The sequence below is a fragment of the Methylobacterium sp. AC832 genome, from assembly GCF_979256025.1.
In genome coordinates this window covers 692,909-719,051 of record NZ_CEEDMV010000002.1, presented here as the reverse complement: position 1 = coordinate 719,051, position 26,143 = coordinate 692,909, and the positions used below count along the sequence as shown (strand labels likewise).

Genomic DNA, 26,143 nt, shown 5'->3' with positions numbered 1-26,143 from the left:
TGAGATCGACCCCCGCCATTCACCGCCCGTCCGATTGACTCGCGCCCGAGGCCCGTGCGCTCTTCGCCGGCGAGCGGGCGCCCGGGTCCCGCGCCGGATCCCTCCCGACCATGCTCGATCTCGCGACGCGGGTTTACAACCACAATTTCAAGATCGACCCGATCATCCGGTCGCTGCTCGATACCGATTTCTACAAGCTCCTGATGGCGCAGACGATCTTTCGCCGCCATCGCGACGCCGACGTGACCTTCGGCATCCAGAACCGCAGCCGCTCCGTCCGCATCGCCGATTTCGTCGATGTGGGAGAATTGCGCGAGCAGCTCGATCACGCCCGCACCGTTCGCCTGAGCCGGGGGGAATCGACCTGGCTGCGCGGCAACACCTTCTACGGCAACCGCCAGATGTTCTCGGCCGATTACATGGATTGGCTCGAAGGCTTCCGCCTGCCGGAATACGAACTCGAGGCGCGCGACGGACAATACGTTCTCACCTTCCACGGTCCCTGGATCGAGACGACGATGTGGGAGGTGCCGGCGCTGGCCATCCTCAACGAGCTGCGCTCGCGTGGGGTTCTGCGCGGGCTCGGCAAGTTCGAGCTGCAGATCCTCTACGCGCGGGCGATGACGAGGGTCTGGGAGAAGATCGAGCGGCTGAAATGCCTGCCGGGCCTCTCCATCGCCGATTTCGGCACTCGACGCCGCCACGGTTTCCTGTGGCAGGATTGGTGCGTCGAGGCGATGCGCGAGGGCCTGGGCGAGGCCTTCCTCGGCACGTCGAACTGTCTCATCGCCATGCGCCGCGAGGTCGAGGCGGTGGGCACCAACGCCCATGAACTGCCGATGGTCTACTCGGCCCTCGCCGAGGACGACGAGGCCCTGGCCCAGGCGCCCTACGACGTGCTGCGCGACTGGCAGCAGGATTACGCCGGCAACCTGCTGGTGATGCTGCCGGACACCTACGGCACCACCGGTTTCCTAGCCCATGCGCCCGAATGGATGACGGCCTGGACCGGGATCCGCATCGATTCGAAGGACCCGATCGAGGGCGGCGAGGAAGCCATCGCCTGGTGGGCATCGCGCGGCTGCGATCCGGCCTCCAAGCTCGCGATCTTCTCGGATGGGCTGGATATCGAGACGATCGAGGCGATCCACGCGCATTTCCACGGGCGGATGCGCATCGGCTACGGCTGGGGCACCCTGCTCACCAACGATTTCCGCGGGCTGGTGCCCGATCACGGGCTCGATCCGATCTCCATCGTCTGCAAGGTCATCGCCGCCAACGGCCGGCCGACCGTGAAGATCTCCGACAACCCGTCCAAGGCCATCGGCCCCGCCGACGAGGTCGCCCGCTACAAGCGCGTCTTCGGCATCGGCGAGATGGCGGAGATGCCGGTCATCGTGTGAGGTTTGCCGAGAGCGGCCCTCATCCGGGCATGCGGGAGACGGGCGGCGTGCCGTCCGTCTCCCCTGTCAGGCGCGGAGGAAATCCGCGATCAGCGCCGGCGCCGCGGCGTCGAAGCCGACCACGTCGAGCATGCCGGCATCCTCCGGGTCGGCGATGCTGAAGCCGTTGGAGACGAGCCCCACGACCACGAGCTTGGCGTCGATCCCGGTCTTCCGCCGGTACGCGCGCAGGGCCTCCACCGGGTGGACCGGCCCCGCCCACGTCTCCGAGTCGGTGTAGACCACGAAGGCGTCGGCCTTGACGTTCCGCTCGAGGGCCCAGCGCATGGGCAACGAGCAATCCGTCCCGCCGAAGGGCAGGTCGGCCGTGGCCGCCACCGCCGCGTCGAGCCGCATCGACGGCCCGATCGGCAGCGCGGTCAGCGCCGTGCCCTCGTTCCGGCGTCGGCCGGCACCGGCCGTGAAGCCGACGACCTGCCAGTGCTCCTCGGTCGCCGCGGTGACGAGCGCCATCGCGGCGGCCGCCTCACGCGGGGTGAGCGAAGACCCGGCCACGCCTCCCGTCGCCATGGACCCCGACACATCGAGGGCCAGGACGAGACGCTTGCCGGTGGGCGTCACCGACGCGAACGCCGTGTAGAACGCGGCGTTCAGCGCCTCGACGATGGCGGCCACCGGCTCCCAGGAGAGCCGGCCGCGCTCACCGCGCCCCGACGCGTAGGTCTTGAGCGCCATGAGCAGCGCCATCGGATGGAGGCGCGCATCGAGGATGCGCGTCCGGTCCGACAGTACCGCCCGGACATGCTCGGTCCCCTCCGAGAAGGGGGCGAGCACGCCCGAAGCCGTGAGCCGCCCGAGCTGACGCACGAGGGCTCCCACCGGCATGCGCTCGATCAGCGCCTCGTTCACCGCCCGGCTCGTCATCAGCTCGGTCGGCAGCGCCTCCCACGGCAGGCCGTGCGTGCGGATCATCGCCGCGGCCGAAGCCCCGTTGACGCCCGGCGCCTGCACCGAGGCGAAGGCGTGGACGAGCGCCGGCGCCGCCTCGGCCAGGGTGCCGCGGCAGATCCAGTCGAACAGGGCGGCGCGATCCGGCTCGCCCGTCTCCGGATGAGCCAGCCGCAGCAGATCGCGGTGCGACCAGCCGTTGCGCGAACGATACTTCACCGCCTGGTAGGCAAGGGCCTCCACGGGGCGGGCGACATACCAGTCGGCCACCGCGCGGCGCAGGCCACGGCCCCAGCCGCGCATCGCCTCGACGGCGGACGCGAACTGGAACAGGTGCGTACCCGTGCGGCAGACGCGCGGAAGGGCGGCCAGAGCGGCCCGGCGGGTGGCGAGGGCATGCTCGCCCTCCGCCGAGGCGGCGAGCGCCAGGGCGAAGATCGCCGGATCCTGCTTCGGAGCCCGTCCGGCCTCGCTCACCGCCACGATGGCGGCGACCACGCGCGGGCCGTCTTCCGCGAGGCACCGCAGCACGGCCCGGGCATTGTCGCGCGTCAAAGCGACGGGGCCGGCATAGTACGAGCCGCCCTCGGAGCCGAGCACCAGGAAACGGTCGAGCCGCGTCCAGTCGCTCACCGGGAAGGCGTGTCCGCCGGCCGAGTTCGGCACGGTACGGGGAATGGGCTCCGACTGCGGATTGCGCCGGAGCGAGAACAGCTTGGCATAGGACATCATCGCTCGCTCCTTCCTCCACGGGGCCTCTTGCCCGGTGGTTCGTTGGGGCCGCGCGGGCATGGGTCGGTGGCAGGAGGGTTCTTTGCTCTACCGTCTGAGCTACGGGCATCGCTGCCCGGCGGGAGTCGAACCCGCGACACAAGACGTCGATAATCCTGCCGCGTCGGCCCGCGCGGCCGATGAGGTGATCCGCTCGCCGATCCGGGTCGGCCATGCGGGCATGTGTTCGAGGGACGGTGTCATGAGCTTCGGGACCGCGACGGCCCCGGCGGAATTCGAATCCGCAACCTCCGCGAGGCGAGCCCCGCGGCGCTCTACCGATAACCGTCCCCTGTCGGCCCGCACGGACCGCTCGGGTTCCGGCGCGGACGCTCGGACGCGAGCCAGGAGGCCCGCACCGCGCGAAGGCGACGGAAACGTCGACGATGAGGGATTGTCGGTGAACCCGGCCTATGGCCGCGCGGACATGGTCGAGGCGAACGGATCGGCCGCGAGGCCGTCGGGGGGTCGAACCCCAGGGCTCGAAAGCCCTTCATCCCAAAGATAACCGTTCGTCAGCGGCCCGCGCGGAGCGCCGGATCAAAGACGGGTCGGTCGCCGGCTTTCGCCCCCGTGACAGGCGAACGCGGCGACGCTTGGGTCGACTTTCTTCATGCGTTGCTCCGTCCGTGGCAGGGACCGAATGGCGAGGGACGCGGACATGTCGAATGGGGCTCGGGCGGTTTCACATGAGAGGTGATAACCGAGCCCCCGCCGGCCCGCGCTGGTGAGGCAATCTGGTCTGCCGGTCATGAACGATCGAGGACGACTGGGCCTCGAGGCCCCCACGGCTCGCGACCGCGGACGTCGGAAATGGTGCGATAACCCTCGATCACCGGCCCGGCAGGCCGATGGCGGGGTGATTAGAGTCGCGCTCCGGTCCAGTCAAGCCGAAACTTGAAAAATCTTACAGTTCGGTCCATCTCCTTCGCATGATCACATCCGCTCAGATCCGCGCCGGGCGCGGGTTGCTGAAATGGACGCAAGGGACGCTCGCGGCGCGGGCCTCCCTCTCCATCGTCACTCTCAACATGATCGAGAGCGACCAGGTCGCCCCGCGCAACCGGACGCTCGACGCCATCCGCAACGCCCTCGAAGGGGAGGGCGTCCGTTTCATCGGCGACGAAGACGAAGGGTTCGGGGTGATGCTGCGGGCGCGGCCGGCACGGGCCGCATGAGCCGCCGCATCGATCTCAACGCCGATCTCGGCGAGGGCTACGGGCCCTACACGCTCGGCGACGACACGGCGCTCCTCGATCTCGTCACCTCGGCCAACGTCGCCTGCGGCTTCCATGGCGGCGATCCTTCGATCATGGTCGCCACCGCCTCGGCGGCGCGGGCGCGCGGCGTGTCTATCGGCGCCCATCCGGGATTTCAGGATCTTCGCGGTTTTGGACGTCGTGTCATCGCCGAGAGCGCGGGGGAGATCGAGGCCGGGGTGGCCTACCAGATCGGCGCGCTCCAGGCCTGTGCGGCCCTCGGCCATCATCGCGTCACCCATGTGAAGGCGCACGGAGCCCTCGCCAACCTGTCGAACTCCGATGCGGATGTGGCGAAGGCTCTCGCGCGGGCGGTCCTCGCCGTCGACCGGACCCTGCCCCTGGTGGTGATGCCGGGCCTCGCAGCCGAGCGCGCGGCTCTCGATGCCGGTCTCGCCGTGGTGCGGGAAATCTATGCCGACCGGGCCTATGCCGACGATGGGCAACTCTGCGCGCGCTCACTTGCTGGGGCCGTCATTCACGATGCGGCCGAGGTGGCGGCGCGGGTCCGCCGCATGGTGGAGGAGGGCGCGGTCATCACCCTGTCCGGCCGGCGGATCGTAGTGTCGATCGATACGATCTGCGTCCATGGCGACACGCCGCAGGCGGTGGAGACGGCGCGCGCGGTGCGGCTGGCGCTGGGAGAAGCAGGGTTCGAACTGGCCGCGTTCAACGCCGCCTGATTCCAGAATGAATGCAAAGCTTGCAGGAAGCAGGGATCGTTTCCCGCCGATACTCCGTTCCTCATGGCGATTACGCTGGCGAGATTGCCGCGACATCGTGTGCGTAGCGTTGAGACGGAACCGACATGGCGACACCCACCCCGGCTGAAGCCGCATCGCCGCAGGCGCCGAAGGCGGGGTCCGCGGGTGCCAAGAGTTCCACGAGTGGCAAAACCGGCATCTCCCGTGCGACGCCACTGCGGGATCCGATGCTGCCGCCCCGGGCGACGCGCATCGCGGCGGCCGAATCGCTCCCGCCCTCGCTGGTTTCGCCCCTCATCGTCACCGCGCTGATCGTCTCCGGCCTCTATATCGGCCGCGACGTCCTCATTCCCATCGCCATCGCGGTCCTGCTCTCCTTCGTGCTGGGCCCCATCGTCTACCTGCTGCGGCGCCTGCGCTTCGGACGATTCCTGTCGGTGGCGACCTCCGTCGTCATGGCCCTCGGGGTGGCGGCGGCTTTGGCCACCCTCATCGGCGTCCAGCTGGCGGATCTGGCCAAGGATGTGCCCCGCTACCGCGCGACCATAGAGCAGAAGGTCGAGGGCCTGCGTGACAGCCCGGCCGGGCGGATGGCCGATTACGTCGCCAATATCGGCCGGACCATGCATCAGGGCGGCGAGGAGAGCGCGAAGCCCGAGACTCCGAAGCCCGAGGCCGGGAAGCCCAACGCTCCGCCGCCCGAGAAACCGGTCCTCGTCGAGATGAAGGAGCGGGCACCGGACCCGCTGGCGCTGGCCAACACTATTCTGTCGCCGATCCTGCATCCGCTGGCCACCATCGGCATCGTCTTCATCGTGCTGCTGTTCCTGCTGATGCAGCGCGAAGACCTGCGCGACCGCATGATCCGTCTCGTCGGGTCGAGCGATCTCCACCGGACCACCGTGGCGATGGACGATGCCGCGCGGCGTCTCAGCCGCTACTTCCTGGTGCAGCTCGCGCTCAACGCCGCCTTCGGCGTGGTGATCGGGATCTGTCTCTATATCATCGGCGTGCCCAACCCGGCCCTCTGGGGCATCTTCTCGGCGTTGATGCGGTTCGTCCCCTATATCGGCGCGGCCCTGGCGGCCCTGTTCCCCCTGGCGCTGGCGGCGGCGGTCGATCCCGGCTGGTCGATGGTCATCGCCACCCTGGCGGTGTTCCTCATCCTCGAACCGCTGACGGGTCATGTCATCGAGCCGATGCTTTATGGCCAGTCCACCGGCATGTCGCCCTTCGCGGTGCTCGTCTCGGCCCTGTTCTGGACATGGCTGTGGGGACCCGTCGGCCTGCTGCTGTCGACGCCGCTCACCGTCTGCCTCGTCGTTCTCGGCCGCCATGTGGACAAGCTCGAATTCCTCGACGTGCTGTTCGGCGACCGGCCTGCCCTGACCCCGGTGGAGAATTTCTACCAACGCATCCTCGCCGACGACCCGGAAGAGGCCGAGGAGCATGCCGAGCTCATCCTGAAGGAGTGCTCACTCTCCTCCTACTACGACGACGTGGTGCTGAAAGGCCTCGAGCTCGCTGCCCGCGACGCGGCCCGCGGCGTGCTCACCCCGGAGCAGAAGAACGATATCCGGGACACGGTCGCGGTCCTCATCGCCGGGCTCGACCGACGGGAGACCGAGGTGCCCGACGACGACTTCGCCATTCCCGACGACATCCCCGAGGCCTGGAAGCAGGACGGTGCGGTCCTATGCGTGACGGGGCGCAGCTTCGTCGACGAATCGGCCTGCTCGATCCTGGCCCAACTCCTGAGCAAGCGCGGCATCGGCACGCGAATCGTGCCCTTCTCCGATGTGGCGCGAGCCCAGATCGACAGTTTCGACCCCGGCCCGGCCCGGATGATCTGCATCGTGTCGCTCGCCATCAGCGGGGAGCCGACGCATCTGCGCCGCCTCGTCGGGCGGCTGAAGCGGCGCATGCCGGACCTGCCCATCGTCGTCGGCCTGTGGCAGGCGGATCACGAGATCCTCAACGACGAAGGTCAGCGCGCGGCGATCGGCGGCGACGTGCATGTCTCGTCCCTCGATTCCACATTGCAGGCCGTCCTCGCCCAGGCCGGCACGATTGTGGGGGCCGACAAGGCGAACTCGTCCGCGCCCGAGCCACCGCCATCGCCCCCCGTCACGGCCGCCCTGGCGACCTGACGGAAGAGGCGCTCCGTTGCGGGCGAAAGGCCGGGCGATGGCGGTCGAACCACCGGGGTCAGGGCGGTCGTTCGGGGCGTGTCGGACTTGACGCGGCCGGCCCATCGTCGCTTCCGTGGCGGACACGGTTCGGACAGGAGGCCCGTCGATGAGCGTCGTCGATCTCGCACGGTTCATGGAAGATCTCGCCACCGAGTCGGGTCAGGCCATCCTGCCCTTCTTCCGCGCTTCGTTCGGCATGGACGACAAGGGCAGGGGCACCGGCGCCTTCGATCCGGTCACCGAAGCCGACCGGGCGGCGGAGACCATCCTGCGCGGCCGGATCAGGAGCACCTTCCCCACCCACGGCATCGTCGGGGAGGAGTTCGGCTCCGACCATGCGGATGCCGAATGCGTCTGGGTCCTCGACCCGATCGACGGTACCCGCGCCTTCATCACGGGGCTCCCCACCTGGGGAACGCTGATCGGCCTGCTCCATGACGGCGTGCCGGTGCGCGGGCTGATGAACCAGCCCTATCTCGGCGAGCGCTTCGTGGGCGATGGAGCCAGTGCCACGTTTCATGGCATTCGCGGCCCGCGCAAGCTCATGACCCGCCGCTGCGAGCGCCTCGCCGATGCGCTGCTCGCCACCACGGACCCGCGCCTGTTCGCGCCGGGCGACGAGCAGGATCACTTCCGAAGCATCGAGGGCGCGGTGCGGATGTCGCGCTACGGCACCGATTGCTACGCCTATTGCATGCTCGCGGCGGGGCAGATCGACCTCGTGGTGGAGGCCGGCCTAAAGCCGCACGACATCGTCGCGCTGATCCCGATCATCGAGGGTGCCGGCGGCGTCATCACCGCCTGGGATGGCAGTTCGGCCGCGAAGGGCGGCCGCATCGTCGCCGCCGGGGACGTCCGGCTACACGCCGCGGCCCTGCGCCACCTCAACCCGTGAAGTCCCGAACTGCGCGGGTTCTAGGGCAGCATCGCGACAGCGGCTGACCGCTCCGTATCGGCGTGCTCCACTCGCGACGGCGTGACCACCGACCCCGGCACGAAGGCATCGAAAGCCGCCCAGAAATCATCCCGGATCGCGTCACGCTCCGAGAGGATCTCATGCCGGGCATCGGGCAGAACGAGGAGAAACCCCGAGGAAAGGCGGCCGACGAAACGCTCCGTAATGGCGGTATTGCAAACAGGGTCGGCGCCAGCGCCGATCACGAGGATCGGGATGCGGATCGAGGCGGCCTTTCGCGGATCGGCGAGCTTCTCCATCGCCCTGAACGCACCGACGATCCAGGCCACGCTTGGGTCGCCCACGGCGCCAGTGCCCACCGCCCGGGCCGCCTGGGCATTGCGTTCATAGCGGGCGGAATCACCCGAGAGTCGGTTTCCCGCAAACGGTTTCGTCGCCATTGAGGTAGGCTTGCCGAACGGGATATAGCTGCGCCCGAGCCCCAGCGCATGCAGCACACGGGCGAGAAAGAAGGACGCCGCCGGGAAACGGATCATCCGGATCGACAACATCGGTGCCACGGTGACTAGTCGGGCGAAGGGGAGCCATCCGTCCATCGCACCGGTCAAAGCCACGGCGCCCCCCATTGAATGGGCGAGGCCCATATGCGGATGCGGCATCAACGGCCGTAGGATCGCTTCCTCTATCGCTTTGAGATCGTGGCGATAATCGTCGAACCGCGCGACGTGGCCACGATGCGCATCGGTGACTTGCCGCTGCGATTCACCCTGACCACGCCAATCGAAGGCTACGACCGCGAAGCCGCGCCGGCGCAGATCCGTGATGGTTTCGTAGTACTTTTCGATGAACTCGGCCCGGCCCTGAAGCAGGCACACCGTTCCTTTGGCGAGGCGCGTTGTGGGGCGCCAGTGAACCGCCCTCAGCCGTACTCCGTCATCCGTCTGAACAGAGACCAGCGTTCCCCCCGGGGGAACTGGATTTCCGGGGGTGGAAGCAAGGCTCAGCATGGGCGGTGTCCGAACAAGAGGAGCAGCATCAAAATTTCCATGCGACGGGGTATCCAAACTCTTGAAGCCTATCGCCACGCCTCCGATATTGGAGGAGCGCCGGCCGATACGGCGGCGCAATAGTCCGGCCCATTGGGCGGACGATAACGTTACATGTTGCTTCCTACGGAGAATATGTCATGCGCCAGTTCGATCTTGCTCCCCTCTATCGTTCTACTGTCGGCTTCGACCGTTTGTTCTCGGCCCTCGATCAGTTCGTGAGCGCCGACGCGGTCCCGACCTACCCACCCTACAACATCGAGCGCACAGGCGAGAACGCTTACCGCATCACGGTCGCGGTAGCAGGCTTCACCGAAGCAGACCTTACCATCGAGGTGAGGGAAAACGCTCTCTCGCTCAAGGGTGAGCGTAAGCCGGATGCCAGCCGAAAGGTCGAGGTTCTGCATCAGGGCATCGCCGCCCGTGGCTTCGAGCGTCGGTTTCAGCTTGCCGATTACGTGCAGGTGACGGGCGCGGCCCTGGAGAACGGGTTGCTCCATATCGATCTCGTCCGCGAGATTCCGGAGGCCAAGAAGCCTCGCCAGATCCAGATCGCCACGTCGGCTGCCGCCAAGGCACCCTTGATCGAGGGTCAGGTGCAAGAAGCGGCCTAATCGATCGTCTTCTGATGGAGAGCGCCCCGATCCCCTGGTCGGGGCGCTCTTGCGTGTCAGAACCCGTCGAACCGGTCTCCTCGGCCGGGCTCCCTGCATCGATAGCCAATGAAGCAATCCGGCGTGTCGCGCGTGGGCGCATAGGCGGGGATTGTGATCTCGGTCACTTCGCAAGCACCCCGGTCACGCACGAAACGGTCATAGGTCGCTCCACCCGTCCCAAGAACGATGCCGCGGTTGCGCGACACGACGGATCGGGCCTCTGGGCACGTCATATCGAGTGTGGATGCCCGTTGCGCGATAGCCGGCGAAGCGACGCCGATGGCGGCACACATGCCGCAGATGAAATTGAAGACCCTCGCCACAATCCAATGCCCCCGCGTTCGACGACGCAAAAGCGCCGTCCGACCAGGGTAACTCGAAGCCGATCAGCCAAGTTTCACAGGGGCTTCACAGGTCTCCGAAGGCGAGTTGTCCCTGTGGGCTCTGCCTAGGACGAGCGGCTATCGGCCGGTCCTTACGGACCGTAGGCTTCGGCGCGGTTCGCTGCGTTTTCGGCTCGCCGCGCATCCTAGCCTTTGCCTTGTCGCGGGCTACGGCTTCGGGAGCCTGCGGATCCTCGTTCAGCCACTTGCCGCGCTTGATGACCTCGTTGACCCGTCCCTGGTTCACGCCGACCTTGAAGGCGATCTCCTGCTGGGTCATTCCCGTGGAAGCGTGAAGGTCGAGGATGGCCCGAGCCAGTTCCGGTGTCATCTTCTGCCCCGTGAGGCGTCTCGCCGGCTTGATCGTCCGGGTCGCTCGATCGCGCTCGCGCAGGCGCTGCAGCAGGGCCAGCGCCATGTTCATACCCTGCTCTCGCAGGGCCTCCTCGAATTCCTTCAACGTCGCCATCGTCGGCTTCCTCGTTGCCGTCGCGGCCGGACCTTAGGACCTGCCCGCCACCGAGAGAACGATCGGGCATGCGCCAAGGTTGCGACGGACGCCATCGGTCGATTGAGCATGGTTGAGCCGGTACAGGGCCGATGACAACCGGGTGAAGACTTCATCCACTACTAATCCGCCGCACGTCACTCTCGGTAGCGTCGTTGTTCCAGCGCGCGTCATCGCCCGTGAAGGGACCGACTCGTACTCATTCCGTAGTGACTGGCCCTTCCGTCTTACCTTTGACGGCCAACCCTTGGCGGAAAGCCCGGGCTTCGGCTAAACCGCGCGACACACGCGGCTTTCGAGGACGCTTCCCCAATGATCAGCCCGATCCTTTCCGTCGCCCGCGACGGGTCAGCGCCCGGCGCTCCCTCCCTCGTCGAAGCCTTGGAGAACGGGTCGGTCCTGGTCTTCCACGACGAGGACTTCCCGTTCAGCGATTTCGAGAAGCGCTTCGTCGAACGACCCTTCGCTGACGGCAAGGCCAAGAATGTGAACATCCGCGGCAAGGAGGCCGCCCTGAGAGGTGCCGCCGGGACGCCGGAGGAACAGGAAGCGCTGCGTCAGCTTCTCATCCGCTACAAGGCCTTCGCCCAAGGGCTCATCGACCGCCATCTGCCGGCCTATACCGGCAAAGTCACGCTGGCTGGCACCTCCTACCGTCCGTTCGAGGTGGATCAACGCAAGCTCAGTTGGCGCCGCGACGACACCCGTCTGCATGTGGATGCCTTTCCGTCGAATCCGATCGGCGAGAAGCGCATCCTGCGTATTTTCCGCAACATCAACCCCAACGGCCAACCGCGCCTGTGGCGGGTAGGCGAAGATTTCGGCTCGATGGCTGAAAAATTCTTGCCGCGCTTGCCGGGCTACTCGCCGCTATCCGCGCGGCTGTTGGCCACGCTGCGTATCACCAAGGCGCGCCGCTCCGAATACGACCACCTGATGCTTCATCTCCATGACGCGCTCAAGCAGGACATGGAGTACCAGCAGAAAGGTCCCCAGGCTGATGTGCAATTTGCACCGGGCCAGACCTGGGTGACGTTCTCGGACCTCGTCATGCACGGCGCCATGGGCGGCCGCTACATGCTGGAACAGACGGCCTACCTGCCCGTCACGAGCCAAGCGGATCCGGAACTCAGCCCACAGCGGATCCTTGCCAAGAAACTCGGCCGCAAACTGCGTTGAGATTTCACCGATACAGAAACCGAGTTTAGGGCCACGCCATGATCCTCGAAATCGCACAGATCGAAATCAAAGCCGGCATGGAAGCTGATTTCGAGGCGAACATCGCCAAGGCATCCGAAATCTTCAAGGTCGCCAAGGGATGCAGGAGCTTCGCTGTTCGTCGTTCCGTTGAGAAGCCGCAACGCTATCGACTGCTGATCGAGTGGGAGACCCTCGCGGACCATACAGAACTCTTCACGGGCTCGCAGGCCTGGAAGGATTACCGCGCCATGGTATCCCCTTTCTTCGAGGGACCGCCGAGCGTCGAGCATACGGAACTGACCTTGCAGGCGTTCTGACGTCCAGACCCGTCATGACCGGCGGCATCATGCCCCAAGGGGAACGGGCAGGAGGAGCAAGCTGCTGTCCGGCAGCAGTCCCGCATCATCCTAAGGAAAATGCGTATCGCGCGAACGTTCGAGCTTGCTCGAAGCCATCTCTCATTTCGTTGGAGGTCGAAATACGATCGGCTTCCTATCATCAGGATCCGATGATCGGGGTGGGTTAATAGATTTCTTTCACTCCCTGGCGCGCGGCTCGCGCAAAGCCTCCGCTACCGTGACAGCCGATCGCCGACTGCTTACTGAAGGATACCGTCCTCGACAGAGGCGGTCTTATCCGAAGCGTCCTTGCACAGGCGTCCATCGCCCATGATTCAGCGCCCCCTCCGCATCGGCACCCGCGGCAGCCCCATGGCTCTCGCGCAGACGGGAATGGTCCGCGACAAGATCGTGGCCGCAAATCCGGGGCTGGAAACGGAGCTGGTGGTGGTGAACACGGTCGCCGACCGCATCCTCGACCGCCCCCTGTCCGAAATCGGCGGCAAGGGACTCTTCACGAAGGAGCTTGAACAGGCCCTCTTCGCCGACGTGGTCGACGTGGCCGTGCATTCCATGAAGGATGTCGAAACCTGGCTACCCGAGGGGCTGGTCATCGCTTGCATCCTGGAACGGGACGATCCACGCGATGCATTCCTCTCGGCGCAAGCGGAGGGCTTTGCCGGCCTCGCACCAGGAGCGCGCGTGGGCACTTCTTCCCTGCGCCGGGCCGCCCAGGTTCTCATGCGCCGGCCGGACCTGCGCATCGTCCCCATGCGCGGCAACGCCAACACAAGAATGCGCAAGCTCCAGGAGGGCACATGCGAGGCGACGCTTCTGGCCCTCTGCGGTCTCGAACGCCTCGGCATGGCCGACATGGCACGAAGCGTCCTGTCCGTGGAGGAGATGCTCCCCGCCGTGGCCCAGGGCGCCCTCGGCATCGAATGCCGGGAGGTGGATTCCGATGTTCGAGCTCTGCTTGCCCCCCTCCGGTCCCCGACGGCCACGGCTGAACTCGATGCTGAGCGTGGCCTCCTAGCGGAGCTTGACGGGTCGTGCCGCACGCCCATCGCGGCCCTGGCACGGATCGACGGCGGGGTGCTGACCCTGAACGGCCTGTTGTTCCTGCCCGACGGCAGTGCTCATTGGGCGGTCCACCGCTCTGGCGCGGTATCCGATGCGGCCGGAATCGGACAGGACGCCGGCGCCGAGCTGAAACGTGCCGCTGGCGACACCTACGCCAAGCATCTGCAATAGCTTGGCGCACGCATCGGTCGCGGGAGCTTGGTATCCGGTCGGGCGCGGCATCTTCGCGCCTTGCGGGCGGAAGAGGAACGGTTAATCGCTCGTCCGGTACTGTCTGCGTACAATCTCATACACTTCGCGGCCCGAGAATACCGATGCATGAGGTCCGCACCGCCCTATCGCCCTGCTCAACCGTACTGATCCGTCTCGACGGGGATCCCGCTGGTCTCGGAGAGTTCACAATCGAGCAAAATGGCGATGCAGCGCTGATCGCCAGCCTGCAGGCGCGTGTCGAGGAACAAGCCCGTTTCATCGACGCACAGGCAGTGTCCCTCGCCCATAGCCGGAAAATCTTCGAACGCGCCTCCGCCGTAGCCAAAATCGGAGTCTGGGAATGCCGCCTCGAAGACGAGGCACTGACCTGGACCGATGCCGTCTACAGGATGTTCGATCTGCCGGTGGGCTCGCCGGTGGACCGCGAGACGACCCTGGCATGCTACAGCCCGGCGTCGCGCATCCGCCTCGACGCGCTCCGCAGCCAGGCCATCGCCGAACGCGGCGGCTTTACCCTCGACGCCGAAATTATGACCGTCGCAGGCAACCGCCGCTGGATCCGCCTGACCGCAACGGTGGAATGCGACAGCGGAATCCCGGTCCGTATCTTCGGCATGAAGCAGGACATCACCGAGGAGAAGATCCTCGCAGACCGGACCCGTTATCTCGCAGAGTTCGACACGCTGACGGGCCTGCCGAACCGCACCGTTTTCTACACTCGGCTCACAGCTATGGGCAGAATGGGAGCTTTGTTGCTCCTCGACCTCGACGGCTTCAAACAAGTCAACGACACACATGGCCATATGGCCGGTGATGCTTGTCTTACGGAGGTCGGGCGACGTCTTATGGAGACGTGCCGTCACACCGAGTTCGTGGCTCGTATCGGGGGGGACGAGTTTGGCATCGTGGTGGACGCCACCATCGATCCTCCCGAACTCGCCGTCTTAGCGAAGCGTATCATCGCTGCCATGGCGCCGCCCATCGCTTGGGGGCAGGGGACCTTCACGATCGGAGTGTCGATTGGCATCGCCATGATGGCACGCCACAACTCGGAAGACATCTTCGCCGAGGCCGACATGGCGCTGTATGCGGCCAAGGCGGAAGGACGGGGGACGTTCCGGCTAGCCCCTCCGGCAGAACACTTGTGACCGCTTCACGCTGCTACGTGGTGAGAACCAGATCTGGGCGGCAAGCCTCGCTCAGCCGCCATCATTCGGGCAAGCACGACGATTTCGCGGATCTGGAACGGCTTGCGGACCGAAAGGCTTCCCCGAAGGGGCCTGCGGTCAAAATAAGCATTCGTCGATGCATAGATCACCGGGCGGTCGGGGCGAACCTCGCGGAAGGCAAGAGCCACCGTCCATCCGTCTATCATCCCCGCGAGATTGATATCGGTCAGCAACCAGTCGATATCGACGCCATGAATCCTGAGAAGCGTCAAGGCGTCTTCTCCGCTTGACGCGGCGACGACTGCGAGACCAGCGCGCTCGCACTGGATCGTCAACATATCCAGCAGAAGGAAATTTTCCTCGACGATCAGAACTTTCGGTGTGCCACTCATTCCGGCCATCGACTCTATCCTACACCAACAAATGGCTGCATTAATGGTTAAGCTTCCATCAACGGTCGCGTCGACTCGGGTGTCGCTCGCAACGTGGACGGAGGGTCGTTTGGAGACCGTGTGACGATGCGCGAGGCAGCGTTGGAGCCAACGGCGGAGAAGGGGAGGTGGGCGGTCTGCAATGAAGCTACGCTCGCCGAACTCGAAGTCCTGCTTGGACGCGACCACTTGATGCAGCTTCTGTCCCTGCTCATCGTCGAGATCCGAATCCGGTTTCGAGCAGGGAACGACGATCGGATCGCCATCGGGCAGGACGCCCATGCACTCCTGGCATCGAGTGGGGCTCTCGGCTTCGTCGACCTCTCGCGGTGCTGTTCGGCGATCGCTCAAGCTTGCCTCAATGGCGGTGATATCGACGTCCCGCTGCAGGAAGGCCGGGTCGCCGCCAAGCGCGCGCTCGACGCGCTCGCCGTCTTGGGCGCATACGGGTGACAGCACTTTCGCGTCTTCCGAACACCTCACCGCAATGCTCCGTTGCGCCGAAGACACACCCGTCGGAGGAGAGGAGCACGGAGTTTTTTCGTCGCGCAGCTGCCGCATTTCAGGTGCGACACAGGGTATCGCGCCGGTCACGAGGTCGTTTCGTTGAATTGAGGTGCTCAGCGTCACACGCCGCGACTGGATTTCAGTCTTTGAAACACCCCGTCAAGGTTGACGGAACCTTCGCTTAACCCGCTCGACCTACATAGGTCCTACCACCAAACGACCCCGCTGGGACGCTCCGGAACCGGACACCCCGCCCGAGGAGACCACGACCATGTCGATGACCGCGCGCTTTCGCGTGTTTCCGCTCGCGGCGGCCCTTTGCGCCGCGCTCAGTGTCGCTGCCTGCACAAACGACAAGGATCTTGCCGACGCTTCGGGCTTCGCAGGAGGCGCCAATACGCCGGGCAGCGCGCAGGACTTCGTCGTCAATATCGGCGACCGCGTCTTCTTCGAATCGGATTCGACCGATTTGACGCCGACCGCCACCGCCACCCTCGACAAACAGGCTCAGTGGCTGCAGCGCTATCCCCGCTACACCTTCCTGGTCGAAGGCCATGCCGACGAACGCGGCACCCGCGAGTACAACTTCTCGCTCGGCGAGCGCCGCGCCCAATCCGTCAAGGACTACTTGTCCTCGCGCGGCCTCGCCGCCGGACGGATGCGGACGGTTTCCTATGGAAAAGAGCGCCCGGTCGCCGTGTGCAACGATATCTCCTGCTGGTCACAGAACCGCCGCGCCGTGACCGTCCTCGACCGGGGCGCCGGCTCCTGAGAACGTAAGGTTAGCCATTACGGACGCAGCCCACTTTTGCTGCGTCCAGGCACATCTGCTATCGGCGGGGCGCTGCCGATGCATCCTCGTCCGATCCGACCACAGGTGCCGATTCCCATGCTCCGCCGCCTGCTCATCGCGTCCACGTTTCTCACGTTCCTGTCTCCCTTGACCGTCGGCGGTTCGGCGACGGCCCAGGATGCGTCGGAATTTGTCGTCCGTCTGAACCGCATCGAGAACCAGTCCCGTCAGATGGCTGGTCAGATCGAGACGCTGCAATACGAGAATCGCCAGCTCAAGGAACAGCTTCGCAAGTTCCAAGAGGACGTCGAATATCGCCTGCAAGAAGGCAAGGGTGGCGCTGGAAAGCCCGCCGCATCCCCGTCAGGCACCAATCCCGGACAAGCCAAGCCGCAAAAGCGCAGCGATGCCTTCAACCCCGAGCAGAATCCGGGTCGTCCCGGCGGGCCGATGCCGCTCGGCACGACTATGCCGTCGGCCGCCATCGCGACCGCACCACCGTCTCGGGGACCGAGTGTGCCGCCCACTGTGGTCGATGCCGATGACGAAGAGCTTGGCCTGTCGCCTCCCGGCCTAGGTGGCCCCGTCGACCTCACGCCCCCGTCGCGCGTTCCTACGACGGGCGCTCTCGCGAGCCCGTCGCGCCCGATGACCAGCGTGGCCGCCACCACGACAGGCGATGCACGGGCGGATTACGAGACGGCTTACGGCTACATCACCGGACGCCATTACGAACAGGCGGAGATGAGCCTACGCCAGTTCATTCAATCGCATCCGCGCGACGCGCAGGTGCCGTCGGCGACGTACTGGCTCGGTGAGAGCTACCTTCAGCGCAACCGCAACCGCGAGGCGGCCGAGCAGTTTCTGAAGGTCTCCACGGATTACGCGCGCTCGCCCCAGGCGCCGGATGCGATGCTGAAGCTTGGAATATCTCTGAATGCACTCGGCGCACGGGAACAGGCCTGCGCGACCCTCGCCGAACTGGAGCGGAAGTTCCCGTCCGCAGCGCAGGGTGTCCGCCAGAGCGTGGTTCGCGAACAGAAACGCGCCCGCTGCGCCGCTTGAATGCCACCCCAGCGGGTGACGGGATCGACGCGACGCTTGTCGCGGCGCTGAAGCCCTATCTCGAAACTCGCAACCTGCTCATCGCAGTTTCCGGCGGACCGGACTCTACTGCATTGATGCATGCGGCCGCCCGGTCCGGGGCGGCGCATCCGATCCAGGTCGCGACAGTGGATCATCGTCTTCGGGCGGAGGGAGGCGTCGAGGCCCGGAACGTCGGGATCACTGCGCAGGCGCTTGGTTTGAGGCACCACATCCTGACCTGGGAGAGCGACAAGCCTAGCCGGGGTATTCAAGCCGCCGCACGCCAGGCGCGCTACGCCCTCCTGGCGGAATGCGCGACGGGGATCGGCGCGGACACAATACTGACGGGCCATACAGCTGACGATCAGGCAGAGACCGTGCTGATGCGGCTCCTCGCCGGAAGCGGTCCGGCTGGTCTCGCGGGTATGCGGCGCGACCGGGAGCTTGCACCAGGCCTTCGCCTAGCAAGACCCTTCCTCCATATTCCAAAGGCGGATCTCATCGCCTACTGCTCGGCTCATGGGCTGGCATACGCGAGCGATCCTTCGAATGTGGATGAGCGCTTCGCACGTGCACGTTTACGCCGACTGATGCCCGACCTCGCAGCGGAAGGTCTCAACGCCGAACGGCTCTGCCGTCTGGCGGCCCGCATGTCTCGCGACGAGGACGCGTTACGCGATGCAGCGCAGTCCACCTTTATCAGGCTCCGCCTTACCGCCGATGCCGTTGTCCTGGATGGCCGCCTACTGGCCGCTCTTCCGGATGCGATCCTTATTCGCGTCGTCGACCTCGCATTGAACGAGGCCGGAGGGGGAGGGGTAGGGCGCCTGGAACGCATGGAGCGGCTCGTCTTCGAAGAGCTTCGGCCGGCCCTCACCGCAGGCACCGCCATGCGACGCACGCTTCGGGGCATCCTCGTCGAACTTGGGGCCGAGGGCGTCCTCTCCTTCTCTCCGGCACCGGCGCGACGGTCCCCATCTTAGGGACGCGCTCACCTTTCCGCCGACCGGCTTGCCGCAGGCAGGCCCGATTTACTTGGCAAGGGAGGCGGCACTGCCTACATTGCCGACATGCATCCGCGTGATCCGCCCACCAAGCGCGGGACCGGACGCCCCCAGGGATTGATCGATGAACCCGAACTTCCGCAATTTTGCCTTGTGGGTCGTCATCTTCCTGCTCGTGCTTGCCCTCGTCACCCTGTTCCAAAATCCGGGACATCGCGGCGGCGGCAGTGAGATCGCCTATAGCCAGCTTCTGAATGATGCCGATTCCGGCAAGATCCAGACAGTCGTGATCTCCGGGCAGGATGTGAGTGGTACCTATGTCGGCGGTGGCAACTTCACCTCCTATGCACCCAACGACCCGAATCTGGTGTCGAAGCTGCAGAGCAAGGGTGTGCAGATCACAGCACGTCCCCCCTCGGACAACACGCCCTGGTTCATCCAGCTTCTCGTGAGCTGGCTGCCCATCCTCGTATTCATCGGTGCCTGGATTTTCCTGAGCCGCCAGATGCAGTCGGGTGCCGGGCGCGCCATGGGCTTCGGCAAGTCGAAGGCCAAGCTTCTCACCGAGGCCTCTGGCCGCGTCAGCTTCGACGACGTCGCCGGCGTCGAAGAAGCCAAGGAAGACCTGCAGGAGATCGTAGAGTTCCTGCGTGATCCGCAGAAGTTCCAGCGTCTCGGAGGTCGCATTCCGCGTGGTGTGCTCCTCGTCGGCCCTCCCGGCACGGGTAAGACCCTCATTGCCCGTGCGGTGGCGGGCGAAGCCAATGTGCCGTTCTTCACGATCTCGGGTTCGGACTTCGTCGAGATGTTCGTCGGCGTCGGTGCGTCGCGTGTCCGCGACATGTTCGAGCAGGCCAAGAAGAACGCGCCCTGCATCATCTTCATCGATGAGATCGACGCTGTCGGTCGCCACCGCGGCGCGGGTCTCGGCGGCGGCAACGACGAGCGCGAGCAGACATTGAACCAGCTCCTCGTGGAGATGGACGGGTTCGAAGCCAATGAGGGCGTGATCATCATTGCGGCCACGAACCGTCCCGACGTGCTCGACCCCGCCCTGCTGCGTCCGGGCCGCTTCGACCGCCAGATCATGGTGCCGAACCCCGACGTCGTCGGCCGCGAGCGCATCCTTCGCGTTCACGTTCGCAAGGTGCCTTTGGCTCCGGATGTCGATCTCAAGGTCATCGCACGTGGGACCCCTGGTTTCTCCGGCGCCGACCTGATGAACCTCGTCAACGAATCGGCCCTGCTCGCCGCACGTCGTGGCAAGCGCATCGTCACGATGCACGAGTTCGAGGACGCCAAGGACAAGGTGATGATGGGTGCGGAGCGGCGCACCTTGGTCATGACCGAGGACGAGAAGAGGCTCACCGCCTATCACGAAGGTGGCCACGCCATTGTCGCCTTCAACGTGCCTGCCACTGATCCCGTCCATAAGGCGACGATCATTCCGCGTGGCCGGGCCCTGGGCATGGTCATGCAGCTTCCGGAGCGCGACAAGCTGTCTATGAGCTTTGAGCAGATGACCTCGCGTCTCGCCATCATGATGGGAGGTCGCATCGCCGAAGAAATGACGTTCGGCGCCGACAAGGTTACCTCCGGCGCCCAGTCAGACATCGAGCAGGCGACACGTCTCGCTCGTATGATGGTGACCCGCTGGGGCTTCTCGCCTGAGCTCGGCACCGTGGCCTATGGCGAGAACAACGACGAGGTCTTCCTAGGCATGTCCATGGGCCGTCAGCAGACGGTTTCCGAGGCTACCGCCCAGAAGATCGACGCAGAGGTTCGCCGCCTTGTGGAAACCGGCCTCGAGGAAGCCCGCCGCATCCTCGGCGAGCATAAGGACGATCTTGAAGCACTGGCCCAGGGGCTTCTCGAATACGAAACCCTCTCGGGTGACGAGATCAAGAACCTGATCGCAGGCAAGCCGCCCATCCGTGATGCCGGTGATGGACCGACTCCGATCCGTGGTTCTTCCGTCCCGTCCGCCGGTCGCGGCCGGCCGCGGGACAACGAAGGCGGGCTGGAGCCTCAGCCCCAGGCGTGATGCCAGGGTGTCCGTTCTTCAGAGATATCAAAGCGGCGAGGGAGACCTCGCCGCTTTTCTTTTGATTTCCGAAAGCCGAATCGGGCGGCACCGCGGATAGATCGACCGTACGGCGAGGCGCTTGCCGGCGTGACGAGCAACGAGGAGGTGAGGGACAAGATTGTTAAACTCGACCTGGCTTTCGATCCGCTGGCCTATTCGTTCGAGACGTGCAGCCTGCTCTTGACGAGCGTTCGTACGGGTTCTGGCAGGTGAACATGGCGACCGGGCAGTGTGTCGAGCTTTACTATTTCAGCGTTAGCAAGCAGATCGAGGGTGCTGTCCTCGTCTCGCTGATCATTGCTGTTTCACAGGCCTTCTGACGCGCGACGAGGGATGAGCTAGGCTCCCGTCCGGCCACCATTCGTTTGCCATGCTTCGATACCATTCAGCGAGGTGAGACCCGCTATGATGGGCTGTGACGATTGGGATTGAAGAACGTGCGTAAGTATTTCGGCACAGACGGCATCAGAGGCCGTGCCAACGGGGTGATCACCCCTGAACTGGCCCTCAAGGTGGGGCAAGCGGCAGGATTGGTCTTCCAGCGGGGCGATCACCGCCACAGGGTCGTGATCGGCAAGGACACCCGCCTGTCGGGCTACATGATCGAGACGGCTCTCGTTGCCGGGTTCACCTCGGTGGGCATGGACGTGATGCTGCTCGGCCCCATGCCGACGCCGGCCGTGGCCATGCTCACCCCCTCGATGCGTGCCGATCTAGGGGTTATGATCTCGGCGTCGCACAATCCGTTCGAGGATAACGGCATCAAGCTCTTCGGTCCCGATGGATTCAAGCTGAACGACGATGTCGAGCGCGCCATCGAAGCCTTGATCGACGGGGAGTTGCATAAGAAGCTCGCCGGCTCACGCGACCTCGGCCGCGCCAAGCGGATCGAAAGCGTGCATGCTCGCTACATCGAATTTGCTAAGCGTACGCTGCCGCGCAACGTCACCCTCGACGGCCTACGGGTCGTGGTCGATTGCGCCAATGGCGCGGCCTACCGCGTTGCGCCGGAGACCCTTTGGGAACTCGGAGCGGAAGTGATCGCCATCGGCGTCGATCCCGATGGCTTCAACATCAACCACGATGTCGGATCCACGGCTCCCGCCGCCCTTGCCGCCAAGGTTCGGGAATTGCGGGCGGATATCGGCATCGCCCTCGACGGCGACGCAGACCGTGTTCTCATCGTCGATGAGAAGGGCCAGTCGGTGGATGGAGACCAACTGATGGCTGTCGTGGCACGGTCCTGGAAGGACGACGACCGCCTGACACAGCCCGGCATCGTCGCGACGATCATGTCCAATCTTGGTCTCGAGCGGTTCCTCGGGGGGATCGGCCTCGGTCTCGCCCGCACGGCGGTCGGCGATCGCTACGTCCTCGAGCACATGCGCGAGCATGGCTACAATCTCGGCGGCGAGCAGTCGGGTCACATCATCATGTCGGATTACGCCACTACCGGAGACGGTCTGGTGGCGGCACTGCAGCTTCTCAGCGTGGTCAAGCGTCAGGAGCGGCCAGTGAGCGAGGTCTGCCATTGCTTCGACCCGCTGCCGCAGATCCTCAAAAACGTGCGCTACCGCTCTGGTACGCCGCTGCAGCAGGACGCGGTCGTGACAGCCATCGCCCATGGCCGCGAGCGTCTCGGTGAGACCGGCCGCGTCGTCATACGTCCGTCGGGTACCGAGCCGGTCATTCGCGTCATGGCTGAGGGCGACGATCGAAGCCTCGTCACGGAAGTCGTGGACGACATCGTCGATGCCGTCGCGAAAGCCGCGGCCTAATCGCGCAACGCCTCCGGCGCGAGGCAGCGCCATGCCGTGAGGAGAGCGCTTCTGAGCGTCTCCTCATCGGCCCCATCCAGGGACAGGCTGGTCCAGCCACGCCGTCCCCAAGCGCCGGGGACAGGATCGAACAGGTCCGGCTCGGCCTCGACCACAAAAGCCTGATGCTCGGCGGGGAACTTCAGCACAACGCGTTCTTCGTCGACCCAGAGGGTTGCGAAGATCCGCCCGCCAATGCGGAAATCGGGTTGGCCCATATGGGCGCCTTCCTCTACCCCCGGCAGCATCAGAGCGAGTGCGCGTACATCTTCAGGCCGCATGATCTCTCCGCCTCGTTACTCGCGAGAACCACCGAGGCGGCACGCGAATGCAAGTGCCGCGATATCTCGACAGCTTCTACGAGCGACAGTAAATTTGCGGCCCTCTAAGAACTCAGAAAGGCTAACGTTTAACGTTAAGCGCGATTTAACTCATCCGGCAGATGATGGGCTCGTCATCCAGGCTGGTGCTCCCACACCTCCGCCGAACGATCGAGTTGAAGGATCCATTATGCGCCGCTCCAAGCTTTCTGCCTTGGCGCGCTCGATCACGCTCCTTGCGAGCGTGGGAGCGCCATGCCTCGCGCAGGCCGCCGACCTGCTTCCGAGCCTGCCTCCCGAGCCGCTCCCCCCGCCGATCGAAATCGGCGGCGCATGGTACCTTCGCGGCGACGCCGGTGCTGGAATTCTCGGGGAAGGTCACACCGTCGCCAAGGACGTGACGACCCCTCCGATCCAATACAATTACAACGTGTTGAAGGATTATCTGGGCAACCAGGCCTTCGTGGGCGCGGGTATCGGATACCAAGCCAATTCCTGGCTCCGCTTCGATTTCACCGGCGAGTACCGGTCGGAAGCGAAATGGATCTTCTACGCGGCCGAGAGGCCGAGCGGCGGGATCAATCGCACGTCCGGCAAGTTCTCCTCGGTGGTCGGCATGGCCAACGGCTACGTCGATCTCGGCACATATTACGGCGTCACTCCCTTCGTCGGCGCAGGTGTCGGCTTTGCACACCACATGTTCGGCGGCGTGACCGACAACGGCCAAGGCCTCTATCAGGGCGGCTTTGGCTCGGGCCCGGAAAAGCAGAAGCTCAGTTTCGCTTGGGCAGCCCATGCCGGTCTCGGCTATTCCATTACGCCGAACCTCAAGCTCGAGCTCGCCTATCGCTATCTCAACATGGGTTCGGCGCAAACCGGCACGATCACCTGCGAGGCACCGCCCTTCTGCAAGACGGATTATCACCTCAAGGACATTGCCTCGCATGACGTGAAGGTCGGCATGCGCTGGATTCTTGGGGGCGCAGTTGCACCAGCGGTCGAATATCAGCCGCTGCCAGAACCGATCGTCCGTAAATACTGATTTTTTTCCAAGGACACTACAAAGACGGCGCGGATCGGTATCCGCGCCGTCTTCTTTTGTGCGAGCACGACAGCTGGGTTAACGCCGGAGCGCGTTGTCTTTTCCAGCTCAGGACCTGTTAGGGTTAAGGCGATCATAACCTTTTAAATTCATCATCTTGGTCAGTCACCCCCCTCGCCGGCATGCATCCGTAACATGCGCTTTCCGGCCGATGCGTCCGTGAGGATCCTGATGATTCCGCCTCGTCCATACCGCTCCGCAGCCCTCGCTGCGATCCTCGCCGGACTGGCAATCGGCGCCGTGCCAGCCGTTGCAGCGGACCTTCTTCCGCCGCCACCGCCTCCGCCGGCACCCGCCCCGGTCCAGATCGGCAGCGGATGGTACCTCCGTGCCGATTTCACCGAGAGCTATTACGATCATCCCAAGGATGCGACGCTGGTCGAACCGGGCACGCCACCGCTCGTACGACTGCGCCTCAGTCATCAGCCAGGCTATGGTGGCGGCATCGGCTACCGCTTCAACAACTGGCTGCGCATGGACGCCACCATCGACCAGCGCCTTCCCAGCCGTTTCACGACCTACTCGTCCGGCTCGAACTTCGCGAACGGATACAACGTCGAGGCCGGCAAGCTCGACGTGCTGACAGCTCTTGTGAACGTCTATGCGGATCTCGGCACGTGGTGGGGACTGACCCCCTATATCGGCGGAGGCATCGGTATCGCGCAGAAAGACTTCCGCAACGCCTATACCCAAACCACCTGTATCGTTCCCGTGCTCTGTGACGGAAGCCCGGTGGTCGGTCCTCGCCCCGCTGCCGCGCGTCGCAACGGTTCGGTCACGTCATTGGCCTGGGCACTGACAGGCGGCGTGTCCTACGAGATCGGTGCGGGCTTCGCGATCGATGCGAACTACCGTTACGTCAATCTCGGCCGCGCCAAGACCGGCCTCGACGATTTCGGCTTCGGGACCCGCCTCAAGGACATCTCGGCCAACGAGGTTCGCGTCGGCCTGCGCTACAGCTTCGCCGGCGGCGCTGCTGCTTTTGGGACCGGCGGTTACGGCGGCGGCAATCCCTACGAATAAGGCATAGCCCGATACACGGCAGGACCTTCGCCCGCCTTCCTATGCTCAAAGCCCGCCCGGCCCGTGCCGCGCGGGCTTTTTCGTCCTGCGACCATGACCATAGGCCTCGCCGTAACTCATATGGCGCGAACGCAACGGAGTATTAAGGTTACGCAATCAATAATGATACTATGTTCGGAAAGAACAGTCGGGCTGCAGCCCTGAGGACGACCTCGATGCGTACCGTCACCCTTGCTCTCCTGACTGGCATCACACTCGGATGGCTGCCGACCGCCCGGGCCGCCGATCTGGACTATGGCGTGCTGCGTGGTTCCGATTACGAGCCTGCCTCAACCGAGATCGATTGGAACGGCGGATATTTCGGCGGGCATGCTGGATACAGCTCGGCCGCGCTGGGCTTCAACAATGCGTTTCAACCCATTGTCGCAAGCGCGCTCAGCCAGACTTACTTCGAGAACGAGATGCATGCCTCCGGATTGCTCCAGACGCATTTAACCCGGACGGAAGGCGCCAGCTATGGAGCTTTTGCGGGATGGAATTACCAGTTCGACGAGACCGTCATCGGCATTGAGGTGGATTATACAAGCTTCGGCAGAACCGGCGCGAGCAACAATTACATTTCTCGTTTCATGGTTGGAACAGATGGCTTTTTTCGCTCCGTCGGCCTCGAAGGCACGTCCTCGACGCGAATTGAAGATTTCGGCACGATCCGGGCCCGTGCCGGTTATACAATGGGCGCCTTTCTCCCGTTCGTAACGGGCGGACTGGCCATCGGCCGCGCACAAATCGCAGATCAAGTAAAGGTTCAGGCCGCAGAATACGACCAAACCACGTATCGTGCCAATCTCGGCCTCAGCGATCCTAGGCAAGCCGCCGTCGTCAGCCACAGTGGTTATAGCAGCTTCAATGCCCAAAACCCCGGTCGATCAACTCTGGCAGCGCCCATCACCTACGGGAGCAGTAAAACAAAGGTCGTTGGCGGCATCGCACTGGGCGCAGGCTTGGAATACGCATTGACGCAAAACATTATTCTGCGTGGGGAATATCAATATGTCCTCTTTAACGACTTTGATGGCCATAAAGTCAATCTGAACACCGTCCGCGGCGGCGCGGCCGTGAAGTTCTGAGACTCATACAAAATCTGGTGCGTTAAGGGCTTCATCGCATCATCCGCTGCAAAGTCCG

The 26,143-nt window shown here is 64.6% G+C and carries 25 protein-coding genes; 19 read left to right on the top strand and 6 right to left on the bottom strand.

What is annotated here, in order from left to right:
* Positions 1-110: 110 nt before the first annotated feature.
* Positions 111-1,403 carry a nicotinate phosphoribosyltransferase gene (gene pncB, locus AC0IXR_RS10505; RefSeq protein ID WP_056433582.1) on the top strand — a complete coding sequence of 431 codons (1,293 nt, stop codon included), beginning with the start codon at positions 111-113 and terminating at the stop codon, positions 1,401-1,403.
* 66 nt (positions 1,404-1,469) lie between these two features.
* Here the strand turns inward: pncB and AC0IXR_RS10500 are convergent, their stop codons facing one another.
* Positions 1,470-3,083, bottom strand: a complete 1,614-nt coding sequence (locus tag AC0IXR_RS10500) for a TROVE domain-containing protein (RefSeq protein WP_471760639.1) — start codon at positions 3,081-3,083, stop codon at positions 1,470-1,472.
* A gap of 971 nt (positions 3,084-4,054) precedes the next feature.
* On the opposite strand from AC0IXR_RS10500, the gene AC0IXR_RS10495 reads away from it, so the two are divergent.
* The 4 genes from AC0IXR_RS10495 (at position 4,055) to hisN (ending at position 8,172) form a co-directional block, all read left to right on the top strand.
* Entirely contained in the window at positions 4,055-4,300 is a 246-nt protein-coding gene (locus AC0IXR_RS10495; RefSeq protein WP_207411386.1) for a helix-turn-helix domain-containing protein, read from the top strand.
* Entirely contained in the window at positions 4,297-5,064 is a 768-nt protein-coding gene (locus AC0IXR_RS10490) for a LamB/YcsF family protein (protein ID WP_471760638.1), read from the top strand. The genes AC0IXR_RS10495 and AC0IXR_RS10490 overlap by 4 nt, the downstream gene beginning before the upstream one ends.
* Before the next feature lie 248 nt (positions 5,065-5,312).
* Positions 5,313-7,235, top strand: a complete 1,923-nt coding sequence (locus tag AC0IXR_RS10485) for an AI-2E family transporter (RefSeq protein WP_471760797.1) — start codon at positions 5,313-5,315, stop codon at positions 7,233-7,235.
* A gap of 148 nt (positions 7,236-7,383) precedes the next feature.
* Complete coding sequence (hisN, locus tag AC0IXR_RS10480; RefSeq protein ID WP_471760637.1) at positions 7,384-8,172, top strand: histidinol-phosphatase; 789 nt, start codon at positions 7,384-7,386, stop codon at positions 8,170-8,172.
* Between the two features lie 20 nt (positions 8,173-8,192).
* Here the strand turns inward: hisN and AC0IXR_RS10475 are convergent, their stop codons facing one another.
* Entirely contained in the window at positions 8,193-9,200 is a 1,008-nt protein-coding gene (locus AC0IXR_RS10475; RefSeq protein WP_471760636.1) for an alpha/beta fold hydrolase, read from the bottom strand.
* Positions 9,201-9,379: 179 nt separating this feature from the next.
* Between AC0IXR_RS10475 and AC0IXR_RS10470 the strand changes: the two genes are divergently transcribed.
* Complete coding sequence (locus AC0IXR_RS10470; protein WP_471760635.1) at positions 9,380-9,853, top strand: Hsp20 family protein; 474 nt, start codon at positions 9,380-9,382, stop codon at positions 9,851-9,853.
* A 56-nt stretch (positions 9,854-9,909) separates the two neighbouring features.
* Here the strand turns inward: AC0IXR_RS10470 and AC0IXR_RS10465 are convergent, their stop codons facing one another.
* On the bottom strand, positions 9,910-10,188 hold the full coding sequence (locus tag AC0IXR_RS10465) for a hypothetical protein (protein ID WP_056433780.1): 279 nt from the start codon (positions 10,186-10,188) through the stop codon (positions 9,910-9,912).
* A gap of 115 nt (positions 10,189-10,303) precedes the next feature.
* Entirely contained in the window at positions 10,304-10,747 is a 444-nt protein-coding gene (locus AC0IXR_RS10460; protein ID WP_056433561.1) for a hypothetical protein, read from the bottom strand.
* Between the two features lie 351 nt (positions 10,748-11,098).
* On the opposite strand from AC0IXR_RS10460, the gene AC0IXR_RS10455 reads away from it, so the two are divergent.
* The 4 genes from AC0IXR_RS10455 (at position 11,099) to AC0IXR_RS10440 (ending at position 14,768) form a co-directional block, all read left to right on the top strand.
* Positions 11,099-11,965, top strand: a complete 867-nt coding sequence (locus AC0IXR_RS10455; protein WP_056433558.1) for a Kdo hydroxylase family protein — start codon at positions 11,099-11,101, stop codon at positions 11,963-11,965.
* Between the two features lie 38 nt (positions 11,966-12,003).
* On the top strand, positions 12,004-12,303 hold the full coding sequence (locus AC0IXR_RS10450) for an antibiotic biosynthesis monooxygenase family protein (RefSeq protein ID WP_056433555.1): 300 nt from the start codon (positions 12,004-12,006) through the stop codon (positions 12,301-12,303).
* 351 nt (positions 12,304-12,654) lie between these two features.
* The gene (hemC, locus tag AC0IXR_RS10445; RefSeq protein WP_056433552.1) at positions 12,655-13,578 is read left to right on the top strand and encodes a hydroxymethylbilane synthase; all 924 of its coding nucleotides are present in this window, start codon (positions 12,655-12,657) and stop codon (positions 13,576-13,578) included.
* Positions 13,579-14,009: 431 nt separating this feature from the next.
* Positions 14,010-14,768 (top strand): diguanylate cyclase domain-containing protein, encoded by a 759-nt coding sequence (locus AC0IXR_RS10440; RefSeq protein WP_471760634.1) that lies wholly within the window; start codon positions 14,010-14,012, stop codon positions 14,766-14,768.
* 5 nt (positions 14,769-14,773) lie between these two features.
* On the opposite strand, the gene AC0IXR_RS10435 is transcribed toward AC0IXR_RS10440, so the two are convergent.
* A complete protein-coding gene (locus AC0IXR_RS10435; RefSeq protein ID WP_471760796.1) occupies positions 14,774-15,181 on the bottom strand; it encodes a response regulator in 408 nt (135 codons plus the stop codon).
* A 126-nt stretch (positions 15,182-15,307) separates the two neighbouring features.
* Here AC0IXR_RS10435 and AC0IXR_RS10430 point away from each other — a divergent pair, with 126 nt between their 5' ends.
* The 6 genes from AC0IXR_RS10430 (at position 15,308) to glmM (ending at position 22,474) form a co-directional block, all read left to right on the top strand.
* The gene (locus AC0IXR_RS10430) at positions 15,308-15,673 is read left to right on the top strand and encodes an Hpt domain-containing protein (protein ID WP_244477961.1); all 366 of its coding nucleotides are present in this window, start codon (positions 15,308-15,310) and stop codon (positions 15,671-15,673) included.
* A 325-nt stretch (positions 15,674-15,998) separates the two neighbouring features.
* The gene (gene pal, locus AC0IXR_RS10425) at positions 15,999-16,499 is read left to right on the top strand and encodes a peptidoglycan-associated lipoprotein Pal (protein WP_018043035.1); all 501 of its coding nucleotides are present in this window, start codon (positions 15,999-16,001) and stop codon (positions 16,497-16,499) included.
* Positions 16,500-16,616: 117 nt separating this feature from the next.
* Positions 16,617-17,585: a tol-pal system protein YbgF gene (ybgF, locus tag AC0IXR_RS10420; protein WP_471760633.1), complete on the top strand. Its 969-nt coding sequence runs from the start codon at positions 16,617-16,619 to the stop codon at positions 17,583-17,585.
* Entirely contained in the window at positions 17,582-18,589 is a 1,008-nt protein-coding gene (gene tilS / locus AC0IXR_RS10415; RefSeq protein WP_471760631.1) for a tRNA lysidine(34) synthetase TilS, read from the top strand. The genes ybgF and tilS overlap by 4 nt, the downstream gene beginning before the upstream one ends.
* A 145-nt stretch (positions 18,590-18,734) precedes the next feature.
* Positions 18,735-20,654 (top strand): ATP-dependent zinc metalloprotease FtsH, encoded by a 1,920-nt coding sequence (gene ftsH, locus AC0IXR_RS10410; protein WP_027174054.1) that lies wholly within the window; start codon positions 18,735-18,737, stop codon positions 20,652-20,654.
* Between the two features lie 479 nt (positions 20,655-21,133).
* Entirely contained in the window at positions 21,134-22,474 is a 1,341-nt protein-coding gene (gene glmM / locus AC0IXR_RS10405) for a phosphoglucosamine mutase (protein WP_056433774.1), read from the top strand.
* Here the strand turns inward: glmM and AC0IXR_RS10400 are convergent.
* Positions 22,471-22,794 (bottom strand): MmcQ/YjbR family DNA-binding protein, encoded by a 324-nt coding sequence (locus tag AC0IXR_RS10400; protein ID WP_056433528.1) that lies wholly within the window; start codon positions 22,792-22,794, stop codon positions 22,471-22,473. The two genes, glmM and AC0IXR_RS10400, sit on opposite strands and share 4 nt — an antisense overlap.
* A 229-nt stretch (positions 22,795-23,023) precedes the next feature.
* Here AC0IXR_RS10400 and AC0IXR_RS10395 point away from each other — a divergent pair, with 229 nt between their 5' ends.
* The 3 genes from AC0IXR_RS10395 to AC0IXR_RS10385 all read left to right on the top strand — a co-directional run bounded on the left by AC0IXR_RS10395 (position 23,024) and on the right by AC0IXR_RS10385 (position 26,085).
* Positions 23,024-23,875, top strand: a complete 852-nt coding sequence (locus AC0IXR_RS10395) for an outer membrane protein (RefSeq protein ID WP_056433524.1) — start codon at positions 23,024-23,026, stop codon at positions 23,873-23,875.
* A 231-nt stretch (positions 23,876-24,106) separates the two neighbouring features.
* Positions 24,107-24,958, top strand: a complete 852-nt coding sequence (locus AC0IXR_RS10390; RefSeq protein ID WP_471760630.1) for an outer membrane protein — start codon at positions 24,107-24,109, stop codon at positions 24,956-24,958.
* A 215-nt stretch (positions 24,959-25,173) separates the two neighbouring features.
* Positions 25,174-26,085 (top strand): outer membrane protein, encoded by a 912-nt coding sequence (locus AC0IXR_RS10385; protein ID WP_471760629.1) that lies wholly within the window; start codon positions 25,174-25,176, stop codon positions 26,083-26,085.
* Positions 26,086-26,143: the final 58 nt, after the last annotated feature.

Excerpts from the sequence above, each read along its gene's own strand:
- AC0IXR_RS10500 (WP_471760639.1), bottom strand. The coding sequence starts at position 3,083 with ATGATGTCCTATGCCAAGCTGTTCTCGCTCCGGCGCAATCCGCAGTCG.
- AC0IXR_RS10485 (WP_471760797.1), top strand. The coding sequence starts at position 5,313 with ATGCTGCCGCCCCGGGCGACGCGCATCGCGGCGGCCGAATCGCTCCCG.
- AC0IXR_RS10490 (WP_471760638.1), top strand. The coding sequence starts at position 4,297 with ATGAGCCGCCGCATCGATCTCAACGCCGATCTCGGCGAGGGCTACGGG.
- AC0IXR_RS10395 (WP_056433524.1), top strand. The coding sequence starts at position 23,024 with ATGCGCCGCTCCAAGCTTTCTGCCTTGGCGCGCTCGATCACGCTCCTT.
- hemC (WP_056433552.1), top strand. The coding sequence starts at position 12,655 with ATGATTCAGCGCCCCCTCCGCATCGGCACCCGCGGCAGCCCCATGGCT.
- pal (WP_018043035.1), top strand. The coding sequence starts at position 15,999 with ATGTCGATGACCGCGCGCTTTCGCGTGTTTCCGCTCGCGGCGGCCCTT.
- AC0IXR_RS10465 (WP_056433780.1), bottom strand. The coding sequence starts at position 10,188 with ATGTGTGCCGCCATCGGCGTCGCTTCGCCGGCTATCGCGCAACGGGCA.
- ftsH (WP_027174054.1), top strand. The coding sequence starts at position 18,735 with ATGAACCCGAACTTCCGCAATTTTGCCTTGTGGGTCGTCATCTTCCTG.
- AC0IXR_RS10435 (WP_471760796.1), bottom strand. The coding sequence starts at position 15,181 with ATGAGTGGCACACCGAAAGTTCTGATCGTCGAGGAAAATTTCCTTCTG.
- pncB (WP_056433582.1), top strand. The coding sequence starts at position 111 with ATGCTCGATCTCGCGACGCGGGTTTACAACCACAATTTCAAGATCGAC.
- AC0IXR_RS10450 (WP_056433555.1), top strand. The coding sequence starts at position 12,004 with ATGATCCTCGAAATCGCACAGATCGAAATCAAAGCCGGCATGGAAGCT.
- AC0IXR_RS10390 (WP_471760630.1), top strand. The coding sequence starts at position 24,107 with ATGATTCCGCCTCGTCCATACCGCTCCGCAGCCCTCGCTGCGATCCTC.
- ybgF (WP_471760633.1), top strand. The coding sequence starts at position 16,617 with ATGCTCCGCCGCCTGCTCATCGCGTCCACGTTTCTCACGTTCCTGTCT.
- AC0IXR_RS10440 (WP_471760634.1), top strand. The coding sequence starts at position 14,010 with ATGTTCGATCTGCCGGTGGGCTCGCCGGTGGACCGCGAGACGACCCTG.
- AC0IXR_RS10455 (WP_056433558.1), top strand. The coding sequence starts at position 11,099 with ATGATCAGCCCGATCCTTTCCGTCGCCCGCGACGGGTCAGCGCCCGGC.
- AC0IXR_RS10460 (WP_056433561.1), bottom strand. The coding sequence starts at position 10,747 with ATGGCGACGTTGAAGGAATTCGAGGAGGCCCTGCGAGAGCAGGGTATG.
- AC0IXR_RS10495 (WP_207411386.1), top strand. The coding sequence starts at position 4,055 with ATGATCACATCCGCTCAGATCCGCGCCGGGCGCGGGTTGCTGAAATGG.
- AC0IXR_RS10385 (WP_471760629.1), top strand. The coding sequence starts at position 25,174 with ATGCGTACCGTCACCCTTGCTCTCCTGACTGGCATCACACTCGGATGG.
- AC0IXR_RS10475 (WP_471760636.1), bottom strand. The coding sequence starts at position 9,200 with ATGCTGAGCCTTGCTTCCACCCCCGGAAATCCAGTTCCCCCGGGGGGA.
- hisN (WP_471760637.1), top strand. The coding sequence starts at position 7,384 with ATGAGCGTCGTCGATCTCGCACGGTTCATGGAAGATCTCGCCACCGAG.
- AC0IXR_RS10400 (WP_056433528.1), bottom strand. The coding sequence starts at position 22,794 with ATGCGGCCTGAAGATGTACGCGCACTCGCTCTGATGCTGCCGGGGGTA.
- AC0IXR_RS10430 (WP_244477961.1), top strand. The coding sequence starts at position 15,308 with ATGCGCGAGGCAGCGTTGGAGCCAACGGCGGAGAAGGGGAGGTGGGCG.
- AC0IXR_RS10470 (WP_471760635.1), top strand. The coding sequence starts at position 9,380 with ATGCGCCAGTTCGATCTTGCTCCCCTCTATCGTTCTACTGTCGGCTTC.